Source organism: Lactiplantibacillus mudanjiangensis (genome assembly GCF_005405385.1).
Classification (GTDB): domain Bacteria; phylum Bacillota; class Bacilli; order Lactobacillales; family Lactobacillaceae; genus Lactiplantibacillus; species Lactiplantibacillus mudanjiangensis.
Genome location: NZ_BJDY01000005.1, coordinates 205,147 through 219,584, shown reverse-complemented (window position 1 = coordinate 219,584; position 14,438 = coordinate 205,147). Strand labels below are relative to the sequence as shown.

Below are 14,438 nucleotides of genomic sequence, written 5' to 3'. Positions count from 1 at the left end.
ATCATGATGGTAACGGATACAAAAGCATTGGTCTATACATAAGGACGTGACATGTACCTTGATTAAATCCCTTGCTGTGATACTATTTACAACGTGTTATAAAAGATGACAGGGAGAAATTGGTATGAAGACATATTTTCAAAGAATGGGGCAATCCCTCATGTTGCCAATTGCGACGTTACCCGCCGCGGCAATTTTAGTTGGGATTGGGAACTATTTACCTAAAGGCTGGATATTCGCTAACTTTTTAATTCAAGGTGGCGATGTGGTTTTAAACCATTTGGCTTTGTTGTTTGCTGTTGGGCTAGCTATTGGGATGGCCAGTAATAAGGATGGCGCTGCGGCAATTGCCGGGGTCGTTGCTTATGAAGTGCCGATTACAATGTTGTCACCAAAGGTATTAACACAAATTGTCAATATCAAAGCGAGTCACTTAAATGCGGCTTTTAGTGCGATCGACAATAATGTGTTAATTGGGATCAGTGCTGGGCTAATTGCGGCGGCATTGTATAATCGTTTCCATGAAGTGAAGTTACCAATGGCGTTATCTTTCTTCAGCGGAAAACGGTTAGTGCCAATTATGGCGGCGTTTGTCATGCTAGTATTCACGGCTGTAATGTATTTTGTTTGGCCATTTTTGTATGATGCGATTGTGTTATTTGCGACTAGCATCTCTAAGATGGGCTTTGTGGGTGCCGCACTCTACGGGTTCTTTAACCGGTTATTGATTCCAACTGGCTTGCATCATGCTTTGAATTCGGTTTTCTGGTTCAACGTTGCTGGAATCAATGATATTGGTAACTTCTGGGCTAGCAAAGGAATCAAGGGTGTTACCGGGATGTATGAAGCCGGCTTCTTCCCAATTATGATGTTCGGCTTACCTGCTGGGGCCTATGCGATTTATCGCAATGCCTTACCAGAACGAAAAAAAGAAACGGGTTCTTTGATGTTAGCCGGGGCGTTTGCTTCATTCTTTACCGGGGTTACTGAACCGTTAGAATTCTCATTCATGTTTGTGGCTTGGCCATTATACGTGTTACATGCAGTATTCATGGGCTTGTCGCTAGGTTTTGCGGCTTTCATGCATTGGACAGCGAGCTTCTCATTTAGTGGCGGTTTAGTCGATTATTTGTTAAGTTTCCGAATGCCATTAGCGAACCAGCCTTACATGTTATTGGTTCAAGGGCTGGTCATGGCCGTGATTTATTACTTCGGCTTTGATTTTGCAATTAAGAAATTTGATTTGAAGACGCCCGGGCGTGAACCGTTAACTGCTGCAGATGAAGCGGCAGTGGCGGATGACGCGACTAGTGGTGACGATAAGTATATGCGTCAAGCTAAGAAGATTTTTGCAGCGATTGGTGGGACCGCTAATATTAGCGTGATTAATAACTGTACGACACGCTTACGGTTACAATTAAAAGACACAGGTAAAGTAGACCAAGCCGCCGTTAAAGCAGCGGGCGTACCCGGATTAAACGTGTTGGATGTGCATAATATCCATATCGTCATCGGGACCGAAGTGCAATTTGTGGCTGAAGCCTTGCAAAAATTATTTAGTGGTCAAGTGAGCGCCGAACCCGTTGCTGCGGTAGTAGACGATACTGCAACGGCAACCACAGCAACGATGGCAACACCAGCTGCTGAAGCTGTGCCAGTCACAACGGTGCTACAGGCGCCAGCGACCGGTAAATTAGTGCCAATTAGTGACGTTGACGATGCAACCTTTGCGCAAAAGTTATTGGGTGATGGCTATGCCGTTGAACCCACTAATGGTGAGATTGTGGCCCCAGTTAGTGGTGAAGTGACTAGTATTTTCCCAACTAAGCATGCCTTGGGGATCAAGACAGCTAGTGGGTTGGAAATTCTCCTTCACATGGGGATCAACACGGTTGAAATGAACGGTGAACCGTTTGACTTGCACGTTGAATCTGGCGATCAGATTGCCGCTGGAACAGCGGTTGCTACGGTTGATTTAGCTATGATCAAAGCAGCTGACAAAGCAACGACGATGATGGTCGTCATGACGAATATGGATCAAGTTCATGATTTTCAATTAAATCAAACTCAAACAGTGACCGCCGGCGAGATTGTCGGTGCCGCTGAATAAGCGCAATAAAAACGTGATTCCAATTGGAGTCACGTTTTTTTAAATCTTAAGGTCACTTAAGAAAGTTTGTGATGTTCGCCGGCATGGCGTATGATAGTGGATATGAAAATTAGGACAGATCGGAGTGACAAGCTTTGTTAATGCTGGGTGATGTGGTGGTGTTTATTTATTTGATATTGGCTTTGGGTGCTGGTGTCTATCATTTGATCAAACATACCCGTAATCATAGTGGTTGGCTATTAATCACTGCTGATACAGCTTTAACAGTTATTGTTGTGCCCGTGCTTTGCATCTTTGGGGCATTGGTACTGACTGATCTTCAATTAGTCGGTTAAGCGTTGAAAAGGCTCGTCATCATGACGGGTCTTTTTTATTTGGTCAATTGCATTACTAATGGTTATGCATTCGATAAATAATTGGTATTTTCCAAATGATTTGGGTCTCGCTATAATGAAACCAATACAAAAATATGTGAACTAGATCACATTTGGAGGCTAGCCTAATGGACAGTTATAAAATTATTTACGATGATGAGATTAAAGTAGGGATGACCGGTGATTTTTCAAAGCGTGTGACGAAGGCTGATGTTGAATCATTTGCTGAAGTGACGGGGGATTATAACCCGATGCACATGGATGATGAGTTTGCCGCGCAAACGCAATTTCATGGTCGAATTGCCCATGGGATGATCTCGGCTGGGATGATTTCGGCTTGTTTAGGGACGAAAATGCCAGGGCCAGGTGCGATCTATCTAGGTCAAAGCTTGAAATTCAATGCGCCAGTTCACTTTGATGATGTGCTAGTTGTTCGCGTGGAAGTCACAAAGATTGATCAAAAAAAGCACTTTAAATTGGTAACGCTTTCGACAGTAGTGACGAATCAAGATGGCCAAGTGGTGACCGATGGGGAAGCCCAAATTATGCCAGCTCAACGAAAGTAACGGATTTTTGTTGAAAATAATAGATGAAGGACGTTTGAATCGCTCAAACGTCTTTTTGTGCGCCCAGTAAAGGACTTTGATTGCACTGAACCGCTAAATTCGCGATAATGAGTTTATTGAACTAACGAAAGGAATGCGGGCATGCAGATAAAAAGCACAAAAAAACGCTGGTTGATCGTGATGGGTGGCTTAGCATTACTGCTAGTGGTCTTAATGGTGATTCGTTATCGACCAACTTGGCAGCTCTTAACCACAAAAACGGTTAGTCAAGCCGAAATTGTGGCACAAGTGCGGCGTCATCCGATGATTGACGGATTATTAGTCGTCCCATTGTTAATGGCATTTTCGTTTATTCCTGGTGCGCCAGTCTCAGCGGTAGGCATCGTTGCGGGAATTTGCTTTGGTAAAACGATGGGAGCGGGATTAAATATTGTTGGGATTACACTGGGCAATCTCATGTCGCAGCGCGTTTATGGGTTGCTAGAAGCTCGGCATACCACCACTAAAACAGAGAGTGTCGTTCAAAGTATTGAGCAAATGCGGCATCCGTTTTTGGGAATTGTGATTGGTTATATGGTGCCATTTATCCCAACGTCCCTCGTAAGTCTAGCGGCGGTCAGAACCAAAACATCATCGCGACAACTGATGATTGCGACTTTGATCGGCAGTATGCCGACCGCGGTCATCTATGCATTAGGTGGCGATGCGTTAATTCAGGCTCACTTTAAGAACTTATTATGGTTGGCGGTCGCGGTCATGGTACTGGCTGGATTATTGTGGATTATTCGACAGGATCGAAAACAAACGAAAACGAGTTAAGAAAAATCAGCGTTCTATCTAAGCAGTTTTTGCGTGGTCATTACGATGCAAAAACCGCTTTTTGCTGTCGATTAATAATGAAGGCATAACGAATAGGACTACCCGATATAATAAAACGTTTCTTCTAAATTGTTGGAAGCGATGATAAATTGAAACTATCAAGAAAAGGGGGCAAGCATCGCGTAGATCGGAACTTATAAACAACTAATTGGTAGAGAATAAATGACTTTTGAAGGGATAATTTTTCATGACGATTAATATTGGGATTAATGGCTTTGGCCGAATTGGTCACCGTTCTACGACGGAAGGTCACGCTAGAAGAAGTCAATGCAGCCTTGAAAAAGCACACGGTTAACAATCCGTCCTTTGGGTTTAACGATGATGAAATTGTTTCTTCAGATGTGATCGGTACGACTTTTGACGGTATCTTTGATCCAACACAAACGGAAATTACCAGTGCTGGTGAATTTCAATTAGTAAAAACTGTTTCATGGTATGACAATGAATATGGAAATGGTGAGAGTTCTTTAGAAGTTAGCTAGTATGCTTTAAAACGGACGTTAGTCAGCGGTTGTAGGCGACCCGGTATGCCCAGATATCATAAAATCCTCTTAAGCTTGATAGACATCGTCAAGTTTAAGGGGATTTTTGTCAGTCTAGAACTTAAGCCCTATTTACTGGTGAAGTTAGCTGGCCGTTTTTCAAGAAAGGCGGTCATGCCTTCAGTTTGATCTTCAGTAGCGAAGGTTTGCGCCCACATTTGGGTTTCAAAATCAATGGCAGTGTCGAGTGGCAAATCAGCGGCGCGGTCAATAACATATTTGGCCATACCAACAGCTAACAAGCCGTTCTTCATCACTTGATGAGCAATTTCCATCACTTTGTCCATCAAAGCTTCTGGTGCCGCAATTTCTTCAGCAATCCCAACCCGGTAAGCTTCTTGCGCGTTGATCATGGTACCCATCGCGATCATTTCCTTAGCTTTGCCACGACCAACTAAGCGAGTTAATCGTTGGGTGCCACCGAAGCCTGGAACGATACCTAAAGTTACTTCTGGTTGACCAAACTTGGCTTTTTCAGAAACGACCCGGATGTCACATGAGGAGGCGAGTTCCAAACCACCACCTAAGCAGTAGCCGTTAACTGCAGCGATGGTTAATTGTGGTAAGTTTTCGATCTTACCAAAGGAATTGTGGGCCACCTTTGAGAGTTCCGCAGCTTCTAGCGCATTCATATCACGCATTTCCGAAATGTCGGCGCCAGCAACGAAGGCTTTTTCACCAGCCCCAGTGATGACGGCCACTTTGATGTCAGCCGCGTTAGCTTTGATTTCATCTAATGCTTCACCAATTTCAACTAATGTTGCAGTGTTCAAAGCGTTCATTGATTTTGGCCGGTTGATGGTTAAGGTTGCAATGCCATCGGTAACGTCCAATAAAATGTTGTCATAAGTGTTAATTTTCATCATGTTAGTAACTCCCTTTCAAAAATCATCAGTGGTTACCAACGAGTACTTTCAAGGACTATCTTACCGAGTTTGTCTAAAAAAGCAACCTGGTTGTGAATGAAGTTACAACTTGCCGAAAAATAAAAATCCCGTGGAATCAACGTTCTTCGACTGGTCAGGATCGACTCAAAATGTTTATTTAACGAAAAGTTTGTGAAAATCAGCGCTTTTCGTTAATCCGGAGACTGATCCATGGGGACTATAACTTACGGCTATGGTCGGCATGAAAAACTGTAAACGTTTACATGGGCGAATTCATCAGATATAGTTCAAGCTGTAAAAAAATTTAACTACCATTCTAAGGAGGAACACACAATGTCAGGAACATGGGATGCACGATACGCCGCGGAATTTTTTGGTACTTTGATTTTGGTCTTATTCGGAAACGGGGCGGTGGCGAATTCGTTTCTAAAGAATACAACCGGTAATGGTGAACCTGGTCAAAGTAATGGGGGCTGGTTATTCATTGCGTTAGGATTTGGGTTTGGGGTTATGATTCCAGCGATGATGTTTGGCTCAATTTCTGGGAATCATTTAAATCCGGCAATTACGATCGCTCAAGCCGCCGCCGGGATTTTTCCTTGGGCCCAAGTTGCCCCATATATATTGTGGCAATTTGCCGGTGCTATGGTGGGGCAATTATTAGTTTTAGCCATTTATTGGCCACATTATAAGGCAACCAAAGATGCTGGTTTAGTGTTAGGAACTTTTTCAACTGGTGATGCCAGTGGCAGTTGGTGGAATGGATTTGTGACCGAAATGATTGGTACTGGTGTCTTGACGTTTGGTGCGATGGGGCTTTATCGGGGGATGTTCTTCCATCAAAGTATTGATATTGCCAACATCGGCGTTGGGCTCTTGATTGCGACCATGGTGATTTCATTAGGTGGCCCAACTGGTCCCGCTTTAAATCCAGCGCGTGATCTTGGCCCACGTTTGATTCATGCGTTGATGCCGGTACCTAATAAAGGAAGTTCTCATTGGGAATACAGTTGGGTGCCAGTGGTTGCGCCAGTTGTAGGGGCAGTTATTGGGATCTTAATTTATAAAGGATTCTTCGGATTGTAATAAGTTAAAAAAAGTTTGTGAATTTATTAGCTAATTATTGGCAGTAAGCCATCGTTAGCAACATCATAACTTACGGTTATGATGTGAATAAAAAAGGCATATTGGTGAAAACAGCTGAAAAGGCTTACATTATTCACGAAGATAATTATTAATCTTTCCCTTGGCAATCCGGGTAGCAATCGATTTAATTATCTAAATACTCATCAGCACAATTGATGGTTAAGCCTGTTAATGAGGCGTTTATCACGGACTCTAATGTGTACCAACGAGTACTTTCAACCGTGATCAATGTCTGATAATGAGCCTGGTAATCAATTGTAACTAACATGAAAAGGTGGTTTTTAAAATGTCAGAAACAAAGACGATGGTGCCATTATCAGAAAAGTTACAAGGAAACGTTGCGCGTTCTGTGAACCCTTACGGTTGTCGTCAAGCCGTACTGAATCAAATTGCTTATGTTCAAGCGAAGGGTCATTATGCCGGTGCGAAAAAAGCGTTGATTATTGGGGGATCTTCTAGTTATGGCTTGGCTAGCCGGATTACGGCAGCCTTTGGTCAAGGTGCTGACACCATCAGTGTGGCTTATGAACGGGCCCCACGTGACGAAAAAATGTTAGGAACTGCTGGTTGGTATAACAATATTTTCTTCCGCGAAGCTGCTGAAAGAGCTGGCTTGATTGCGAAGAATTTTAACGGTGATGCCTTTACCCAAGAGATTAAGGATCAAGTCATCAATTACATCAAAGAAACGTTTGGTGGGCAAATTGACTTGTTAGTTTACTCCGTCGCCGCACCAAAACGAATCAATCCTGATAACCCAGATGAAGTATGGCGCTCAGTGATTAAGACTGTTGGTGAAACGGTTACTGGTGAAAACATTAATTTAGAGAAGAATGAATTATTTGAACAAACGGTTGAACCCGCAACCGAAGATGAAATTGAAGCGACCAAGCATGTTATGGGTGGCGAAGATTGGGAAATCTGGGTTAACGAACTCAAAAAGGCTGGCGTCTTAGCAGAAGGCTTTAAGACCATTCTTTATTCTTACATTGGACCAAAGAGCACTTATGCCTTTTATCATGAAGGGACTTTAGGCGCTGCTAAGGATGCCGCCGAAGCATCATCACACAAGATTCAAAAAGTGATCGATGATATTAATGGGGAAGCGTTGATTTCCGTTTCACGGGCTGTGACAACCAAAGCCTCAGTTGTTATTCCAATCTTCCCACTCTATTGCTTAGCGCTTTATAAAGTAGAAGAAAAGACTGGGACTCACGAAACCCCAATCATGCATAAAGACCGGTTATTCCGGGATATGGTTTATGGTGGTTGCCGGACGGTTGATGAAAATGGTCGCTTACGTCCAGATGCTTGGGAACAACGTGAAGACATTCAAGCCCAAGTTGCCGAACTCATGACCAAGATTACCCCAGAAAACTTCAATTCTGATTTAACAGGTTATGCCGAATTCCGGCGTGAATTCTTACAATTGAATGGATTTGAAGTTCCGGGTGCCGATGAAACTGAAGTTGATTTAGACATGTTAAAAGGGCTAGAACCATAAATTAGCCACAAGGATTAACACAGAGCCACCAGTCGTTGGTTGGCGTAAATTTGAGAATGGGGTGTCAGACATGACGGTACAATTTATTAATAGTGATCAAGCAGCAAAGTTAATTCCAGATAACGCCACCATTGCACTGGAAGGTTTCTTAGGGTCCGATGTTGCCGAAGAAATGTTACGGAGTATTCGCAAGCGCTTTGATGATGAAGGTCATCCGAAACAATTAGAGATTTGGCATGCGTCTGGGATTGGTGATGGCGATGCCAAGGGCACCAATAATCTCGCTGCCAAAGGCTTATTACGGCGGATCGTCGGTGGACATTGGGGCTTAGCACCCAAATTAGAACCACTCGTGGCCGCTAATGATTTCGAAGCTTACAACTTCCCACAAGGGGTATTGTCACAAATCTTTCGGGATTCTGCGGCGCACAAGCCGATTCAAATCAGTCGGGTTGGTTTAGGAACATTCGTTGATCCTGACGTTGAAGGCGGTAAGTTAAACGATGCCGCTAAAGCACATGACTTAGTTTCGAAGATGCAAATTCATGGGAAAGATTATTTAGCTTATGAAGTCCCAGAACCAAACATTGCGATTTTGCGGGGTACCTTTGCCGATGAAGATGGGAATATCACCTTTGATGATGAACCATTGACCTTGGAATCAACATCGATTGCGATGGCTGCTCACAACAATGGTGGGAAAGTCTTTGTCCAGGTTAAACGGATCGTTAAGTCTGGTTCGATGAAACCTAAGGATATTCGGATTCCTGGTTTGTTGGTTGATTACGTCGTTGAAACGGCCGATGAAACCATGACGATGCAAAGCAATACCACGCAATACAATCCTGATTATGTTGATGCTGATGTGATTAAACCAGCTGGGTCAATTCAAGTGCCATTGGATGCCAAGAAGGTAATTGCTCGGCGTGCGGCGATGTTTAAACAAGATAGTGACAACATCGTTAACTATGGGATTGGGAAATATCCTGAAACGGTCTCATTGATTTTGAAAGCTGAAGGTAGTGCTGAAAATGTCACCACAACGGTTGAACCCGGGACCTTTGGTGGGGTGCCAATGGGTGGCGGCGACTTCGGTTGTGCCATTGCCCCAGAAGCCACGATTGACCAACCATATATGTTTGATTTCTACGATGGTGGTGGGATTGATATTGCGTTCTTAGGTTTGGCTGAACTCGATCATGCTGGGAACATCAACGTTTCGAAGTTTGGGCCGAAGATCGCCGGGACTGGTGGTTTTGTCAATATTACCCAGAATACCCCAACGGTCGTCTTTACTGGGACCTTTACCGCCGGTGGTCTACGTGAATCGGTTGTGGATGGCAAGCTACAAATTGACCAAGAAGGTCGTCGTCACAAGCTCGTCCAAGATGTGGAACAGATCACGTTCTCTGGGCCAGTGGCTGCTGAAAATAAGCAAAACATTTATTATGTTACTGAACGGGCCGTCTTTGAATTGACGACTGGTGGCATTGAATTGATTGAAATTGCACCCGGGATGGATCTTCAAACAGATATCCTAGATCAAATGGACTTTAAACCATTGATTAGTGGTGACTTACGTTATATGGATACGCGGATTTTCCAAGAACCATTAATGGGAAACACGCTCAATCAAGCTGATCAATTGGTTCAATTACCAGCCGCAATGCATTAAGCGATAGAAAAGCGAGCATGGCATCGATGGCCATGCTCGCTTTTAGTTAAAAGTGTCCTTGTTGTTGGACGGTTTGAAAATAATCGGTGAACCATTTCTCAGTATAACGAACCAAGTTATTTTGGGAATTATCGTTAAACCGACAAATACTGATATTCCAGGGAAAGTTTGGTTCAAAGTCTCGGTGTTCGATTTGGGTGCCGGCATAGTTACCACCGATTGGCGCCGCAATGATCCCGACAGTATCCATCTCTTCACACATGTTTAAGATCAAATCCCACGAGCCAGTTTGCAGGAAAAAGTTGGGATGCAGATCATGCTCACGGAAGAGTTGTTTGACTTGATAGGTGACCATGAAGCTGTCATCTAAGGTAACGATCCGTTCTTTACCAATCTCGGTTATCGGAATCGCGCCATCGAACTCGTGGAAACGATGTTGAGGATTGAACCAAACCGCCACGGAGTCACGGTAGATAATTTGTTCTTTAATAGAAGGAAATGTTGTCGGTGACACAATCACGGCCAAGTCGATTTCGTGAAGTAGCAACATTTTCTGTAGTTCGTAGGCACCTTTTTCAATGATTTTAAGTTCAATATTGGGATTATTTAAAATAAATTCAGGAATCGCCCGATTAAATATCGTGGAAATGATCACGGGGGCGATCCCAATCTTAACTTTACCGCGTTTAATGTCAGCGTGATCTCGAATACTTTGGAGCATGTTTTCATAATCGGCACTGACTTGACGACCGTGACGAATCAGATCTTTGCCAATCGGAGTGAGTCCGGTAATCCGACCCTTGTGGTGGATGAAGATTTGAATGTTCTCAGTGGCTTCAAGTTCACTAATCAGTTTACTTAATGCTGGTTGGGAGACATTCAATGCCCGCGCGCTCTGAGTGAGATTGTAACCGTTGTCGACGATGGTGATGAGATATTGGATTTGGTGAATATCCATGGTAAAGACCCTTCTTTCAGACTCAATTTTAAAGGTGGTGGCATGATGCCAATAATTAAAACAACTGACTTAACAAAAATATTACCGCAACCGACCAATGCTTGCCCCGTGATTCTTGGAATTACTGGACGAGTCGCTTCTGGTAAAACCACGCTAGCGCGGCAATTACAACAAGCGTATCAACAGTGTTGGCCAGCGTTGAACTGTGTCTTGGTTTCGACTGATGACTTCTTACGATCAAACGCTGAATTACAGCGATTTCAGTTGAGTGATAAAAAAGGGTTTCCAATCAGTTATGATAAGCAGTTGGTGTGGCAATTTGTCATGGCGATTAAGCATGATCAAGCCATCACATTGCCCACGTACAATCATGCCACGAATGACATCGACCGGCAAGCACAGAAAGTTGTTTATCAACCGGATATTTTAATTATTGAAGGGCTAATGGTCTTACAACCAATGTTTCGCCAGTTATTAACGAGTAGTCTTTTCTTAGATGTTGAGCCAACGGATAACTATCAATGGTACTTACAACGCTGTTCACATTTGAACTTGGCCGGGCAACAAGGACTCACTTGGGCGGAATTTGAACCACGAGCGCGTCGAAGCTGGATAGAAATTAATGAACGTAATTTTAATGAGAATGTTGCCCCATTACGGTCATTGTCCGCTTGGCAAGTCCACATGAATGCGGATCATCAGCTCACTTGGCTAGAACCAAGTCAATCAACAGTCGCAGCAGTTGCGCAGGCTTAAGGAGGTAAAGGGGAATGCAATTTTTAACGAGTGATGGCGTGCAGTTAACATACGATGATGTGGGGATTGGACAACCGATTCTCATCATGACGGGTTACGCTGGCTATAAAGAAATTTGGCGCGCACAAGTTAAAGCGTTAGTGTCACAAGGCTATCGTGTGATTAACTTAGATCGGCGTAATCATGGGCGTTCGGAAACGACAACTAAGGGCTTACGGATGAGTCGGCAAGCTAAGGATGTGGCGGAATTATTGGCGTACTTGAATGTTAGCAATGTCGATATGATGGGGAATTCAATGGGCGTCGCAGTGATTTGGGCCTATTGTTCGCTATATGGTGACCGCTTGATTCATAAGATTATTAGTGTCGACCAGTCGCCTAAGATGATTAGCGATGAGTCGTGGCCTTATGGATTACTAGATTTGACGTGGGATAATTTTCCAAAAGCCGCTGAAGAAATGTATCACGTGCATACAACCTTCAAACGGATCGATGACAGTACCTTTGCCGCAGTTAAAGCGGCACAAGGCGATCATAAATTCGATTATGCCTTGAATCGACCACTGTTATACGATCATGCGTTTCAAGATTGGCGAGATGTGATCGGGCGGTTGCAGGTGCCGGTCTTATTCATGGCTGGTGAAAAAACGCCATTCTGGCCAGCTGAACATGCCGCAGCTACCGCCAAGTTGTGCCCACATGGCTCGTCAGTCGTGATTCCACAAGCCGGCCATATTATTATGGCGGAACAGACGGATAAGTTTAATCAGGTGATGTTGGACTTTTTGGGGTGAGGTAGTTGCCGCTTTATCAGGTGTAACTTGATGGTCTGTGGGGAACGTGCCCAGCCAAAAAGCGGTCTGGTCCCTCAGTTAGTAGCCTAAAAAGCAAGTCTACTAACTGTCCATGCCCTAAGCTGACTAAAAACGTCAGCAAACGGCATTGACACGGACCATCAAGTTGACCTGATGCCGCTGTAATAGTTGATTCAAATAATCGTTTACTAGTGTTTTAAAACTGGTAAACGATTTTTTTGTTGGTTTGATTAGTGATTGTTAAAAGGTGATCAACAACATATAATAATCATTAAGCAAGGAAACAATTAACCGAGCGATTGGTGGGATAACGATGAGCTTAGACAGACCGGGGACTCAATTTGCATGGGTCGATTTAAAAACAACCCTGGGGATTGCCGGTGGTTTATTAGGTGCGAACCTAATTGAAACCGGTATCTTGTATTATTTTTGGCATAATCAGTTGGCGGTCATTTTGGCCGTGATTCCGTTGGTGATTATGTTGTTTACGACGCTGAAACAATGGCTTCAACGGCCATTAACTGGGAAACCAGTTGGTCTAGGTGGCTTTGACTTAGATGACTTTTCATTATTTGATGCGGTGTTTGTCTTGATTACGTTGGTGTGGTTTAACATTGATTTAACGCCGATTGGCTGTTTTTGGTTGTTACTAACCGCGACTATTATTTTAGCCGGTCGGGTGGGGGAGTATCAGGCCTCGTTAAAACAAACGTTACAAGTCTTTTGGTGGTTGTTAGTGGTGAATATGCCATTAATGTTGGTTTATGGTCACGTTGGACAATTTCATGGGCTTTAAAGTCGTTGAGGGGGAGATTAGATGGTTAAGCTGAGAAAGTCTTGGGGCATGCTAGTTGGTTTGATGATGGTCGGGTTTGGATTGTTCATGGGACCAAAACAAAATGTTGCTCAGGCGGCTGTACATAAGGGGACTATCACGATTGTTTATAAAATGAACACTGGTGGCGTTTTAGATCAGGATAAGGTCACCGGAAAAATTGGCAAATCATATACGGCCAAAGGCAATGTTTTTGACCATAATAAAAACTTGTTATTACAGGGATCGGTTAAGCGTAAGCTGGTGTTTAAAGCTAAGCCACAAAAGGTCGTCTTTGTTTATGCGGTGCCATATGTCAACATAAAGCCGACCAAAATTGGGACGTTGTATCAAACGGTTTATGCAGATAAGACGTTAAAATCACTACAACTATCCGGTAAAGGCGCGTATAGATATGATGTCTCTTCAACCGGTGATAAAGGTGTCATGAATGTTGGCGAGATCAGCTTTTTCGATATAGCCGTGCAGCGACCAAAGTACATACTATTCAAAAAAGTTGGTGTCACAAAGAAGTTTACGAATCGTGGAAAAACTTATACGGCACGGATTAGTCGCAAAAAGAGCCATTTCAAATTTATCATCAAGCAGCCTAATGTCCGTACGAAGACGACTGATTTTAATTTGAAACGATATACGGTGAGCGCTAAGTAATTGGCCAAAGGAGCGTAGGATAGTGAAAAAACGCTGGTTAAAAATTGGAATGTTCGTTATCACGATATGGCTTGTTTCGACACCGATATTTTTGATTCCCTATACACCCCAAAATGCGGTTCGCTTAAGCATACTTGAAAATAGGCATCCGATTGCTTCGATGTTTTCGTTTCCAAAAAGATCGGCGAAGTATATTAGTGCAGAGTATTCTGGTAGTAAAAAAATGGTTTGTTACGATGTGAAAATGAGTTTTTCTGCAGGCCCCGGTAGAACGAATACAACTACGGTAAGAATTAAACGAATTAATGCACATAAATACAAGGCTTATCCAGCATATCCAATCGCTTAGACTAGAGGAGTGAGTATTAGGTGCAATATTTTGGTGTGGCTACATGATTTGGCAATTTTTAGCAATGACATCGACTTTGTTTGTGGATATCATTCAACGTAAAAAGGTCAAAGTTGTATTTGATGTCATTGTGACAATTGGGAGTCTTTTGCTGGCAATCATGTTTACGATAATTTTGATTGATACGATTATTGAATAGCATGTTTTTAGTCAACTAGAATGGGTGATACGCAATGAAGCTTGAGAAAAAAATCAGAAATTATTTGTTCATTTTTGTACTTCTTGTGATGTTGGGTTCGGGCTTTATACCCGAACTACGAACAAATAAATTACCTGGTCTTATAATTACAGGGGTAGCAGTATTTGTGCTGGATTATAGCAAAGTCGGTGG

Annotated in this window: 15 protein-coding genes and 1 pseudogene; 14 read left to right on the top strand and 2 right to left on the bottom strand. The window is 43.2% G+C overall.

Features of this window, described 5'->3' with window-relative positions; translation table 11 throughout:
* The first annotated feature begins 124 nt into the window (after positions 1-124).
* The 5 genes and pseudogenes from nagE to FFM84_RS12185 form a co-directional block, all read left to right on the top strand.
* The gene (nagE, locus tag FFM84_RS12205; RefSeq protein ID WP_130845559.1) at positions 125-2,110 is read left to right on the top strand and encodes an N-acetylglucosamine-specific PTS transporter subunit IIBC; all 1,986 of its coding nucleotides are present in this window, start codon (positions 125-127) and stop codon (positions 2,108-2,110) included.
* Positions 2,111-2,244: 134 nt separating this feature from the next.
* Complete coding sequence (locus tag FFM84_RS12200; RefSeq protein ID WP_130845560.1) at positions 2,245-2,445, top strand: hypothetical protein; 201 nt, start codon at positions 2,245-2,247, stop codon at positions 2,443-2,445.
* Between the two features lie 167 nt (positions 2,446-2,612).
* On the top strand, positions 2,613-3,050 hold the full coding sequence (locus tag FFM84_RS12195) for a MaoC family dehydratase (protein ID WP_130845561.1): 438 nt from the start codon (positions 2,613-2,615) through the stop codon (positions 3,048-3,050).
* A gap of 141 nt (positions 3,051-3,191) precedes the next feature.
* The gene (locus FFM84_RS12190; RefSeq protein WP_130845562.1) at positions 3,192-3,869 is read left to right on the top strand and encodes a TVP38/TMEM64 family protein; all 678 of its coding nucleotides are present in this window, start codon (positions 3,192-3,194) and stop codon (positions 3,867-3,869) included.
* A gap of 272 nt (positions 3,870-4,141) precedes the next feature.
* A pseudogene (locus FFM84_RS12185) lies at positions 4,142-4,411 on the top strand (hypothetical protein); the annotation flags it as partial.
* Positions 4,412-4,539: 128 nt separating this feature from the next.
* Here the strand turns inward: FFM84_RS12185 and FFM84_RS12180 are convergent.
* Positions 4,540-5,334 (bottom strand): enoyl-CoA hydratase-related protein, encoded by a 795-nt coding sequence (locus FFM84_RS12180; RefSeq protein ID WP_130845776.1) that lies wholly within the window; start codon positions 5,332-5,334, stop codon positions 4,540-4,542.
* A 357-nt stretch (positions 5,335-5,691) separates the two neighbouring features.
* Between FFM84_RS12180 and FFM84_RS12175 the strand changes: the two genes are divergently transcribed.
* The 3 genes from FFM84_RS12175 (at position 5,692) to FFM84_RS12165 (ending at position 9,683) form a co-directional block, all read left to right on the top strand.
* On the top strand, positions 5,692-6,444 hold the full coding sequence (locus FFM84_RS12175; protein WP_130845563.1) for an MIP/aquaporin family protein: 753 nt from the start codon (positions 5,692-5,694) through the stop codon (positions 6,442-6,444).
* 346 nt (positions 6,445-6,790) lie between these two features.
* Positions 6,791-8,008, top strand: a complete 1,218-nt coding sequence (gene fabV / locus FFM84_RS12170) for an enoyl-ACP reductase FabV (protein ID WP_174795757.1) — start codon at positions 6,791-6,793, stop codon at positions 8,006-8,008.
* Positions 8,009-8,078: 70 nt separating this feature from the next.
* Positions 8,079-9,683: an acyl CoA:acetate/3-ketoacid CoA transferase gene (locus tag FFM84_RS12165; RefSeq protein WP_130845564.1), complete on the top strand. Its 1,605-nt coding sequence runs from the start codon at positions 8,079-8,081 to the stop codon at positions 9,681-9,683.
* A 46-nt stretch (positions 9,684-9,729) separates the two neighbouring features.
* On the opposite strand, the gene FFM84_RS12160 is transcribed toward FFM84_RS12165, so the two are convergent.
* Positions 9,730-10,641 (bottom strand): LysR family transcriptional regulator, encoded by a 912-nt coding sequence (locus FFM84_RS12160; protein WP_130845565.1) that lies wholly within the window; start codon positions 10,639-10,641, stop codon positions 9,730-9,732.
* A 45-nt stretch (positions 10,642-10,686) separates the two neighbouring features.
* On the opposite strand from FFM84_RS12160, the gene FFM84_RS12155 reads away from it, so the two are divergent.
* The 6 genes from FFM84_RS12155 to FFM84_RS16170 all read left to right on the top strand — a co-directional run bounded on the left by FFM84_RS12155 (position 10,687) and on the right by FFM84_RS16170 (position 14,246).
* The gene (locus tag FFM84_RS12155) at positions 10,687-11,397 is read left to right on the top strand and encodes a type I pantothenate kinase (protein ID WP_165450318.1); all 711 of its coding nucleotides are present in this window, start codon (positions 10,687-10,689) and stop codon (positions 11,395-11,397) included.
* A 14-nt stretch (positions 11,398-11,411) separates the two neighbouring features.
* Positions 11,412-12,191: an alpha/beta fold hydrolase gene (locus FFM84_RS12150; RefSeq protein WP_130845567.1), complete on the top strand. Its 780-nt coding sequence runs from the start codon at positions 11,412-11,414 to the stop codon at positions 12,189-12,191.
* 334 nt (positions 12,192-12,525) lie between these two features.
* Positions 12,526-13,008, top strand: coding sequence for a hypothetical protein (locus FFM84_RS12145; protein WP_130845568.1), 483 nt, complete (start codon positions 12,526-12,528; stop codon positions 13,006-13,008).
* 21 nt (positions 13,009-13,029) lie between these two features.
* Positions 13,030-13,698, top strand: coding sequence for a MucBP domain-containing protein (locus FFM84_RS12140; RefSeq protein WP_130845569.1), 669 nt, complete (start codon positions 13,030-13,032; stop codon positions 13,696-13,698).
* Positions 13,699-13,720: 22 nt separating this feature from the next.
* On the top strand, positions 13,721-14,047 hold the full coding sequence (locus FFM84_RS12135) for a hypothetical protein (RefSeq protein ID WP_130845570.1): 327 nt from the start codon (positions 13,721-13,723) through the stop codon (positions 14,045-14,047).
* Between the two features lie 43 nt (positions 14,048-14,090).
* Positions 14,091-14,246 carry a hypothetical protein gene (locus FFM84_RS16170; RefSeq protein ID WP_165450319.1) on the top strand — a complete coding sequence of 52 codons (156 nt, stop codon included), beginning with the start codon at positions 14,091-14,093 and terminating at the stop codon, positions 14,244-14,246.
* Positions 14,247-14,438 lie beyond the last annotated feature (192 nt).

Excerpts from the sequence above, each read along its gene's own strand:
- nagE (WP_130845559.1), top strand. The coding sequence starts at position 125 with ATGAAGACATATTTTCAAAGAATGGGGCAATCCCTCATGTTGCCAATT.
- FFM84_RS12195 (WP_130845561.1), top strand. The coding sequence starts at position 2,613 with ATGGACAGTTATAAAATTATTTACGATGATGAGATTAAAGTAGGGATG.
- FFM84_RS12190 (WP_130845562.1), top strand. The coding sequence starts at position 3,192 with ATGCAGATAAAAAGCACAAAAAAACGCTGGTTGATCGTGATGGGTGGC.
- FFM84_RS12180 (WP_130845776.1), bottom strand. The coding sequence starts at position 5,334 with ATGAAAATTAACACTTATGACAACATTTTATTGGACGTTACCGATGGC.
- FFM84_RS12175 (WP_130845563.1), top strand. The coding sequence starts at position 5,692 with ATGTCAGGAACATGGGATGCACGATACGCCGCGGAATTTTTTGGTACT.
- fabV (WP_174795757.1), top strand. The coding sequence starts at position 6,791 with ATGTCAGAAACAAAGACGATGGTGCCATTATCAGAAAAGTTACAAGGA.
- FFM84_RS12165 (WP_130845564.1), top strand. The coding sequence starts at position 8,079 with ATGACGGTACAATTTATTAATAGTGATCAAGCAGCAAAGTTAATTCCA.
- FFM84_RS12160 (WP_130845565.1), bottom strand. The coding sequence starts at position 10,641 with ATGGATATTCACCAAATCCAATATCTCATCACCATCGTCGACAACGGT.
- FFM84_RS12155 (WP_165450318.1), top strand. The coding sequence starts at position 10,687 with ATGCCAATAATTAAAACAACTGACTTAACAAAAATATTACCGCAACCG.
- FFM84_RS12150 (WP_130845567.1), top strand. The coding sequence starts at position 11,412 with ATGCAATTTTTAACGAGTGATGGCGTGCAGTTAACATACGATGATGTG.
- FFM84_RS12145 (WP_130845568.1), top strand. The coding sequence starts at position 12,526 with ATGAGCTTAGACAGACCGGGGACTCAATTTGCATGGGTCGATTTAAAA.
- FFM84_RS12140 (WP_130845569.1), top strand. The coding sequence starts at position 13,030 with ATGGTTAAGCTGAGAAAGTCTTGGGGCATGCTAGTTGGTTTGATGATG.
- FFM84_RS16170 (WP_165450319.1), top strand. The coding sequence starts at position 14,091 with ATGATTTGGCAATTTTTAGCAATGACATCGACTTTGTTTGTGGATATC.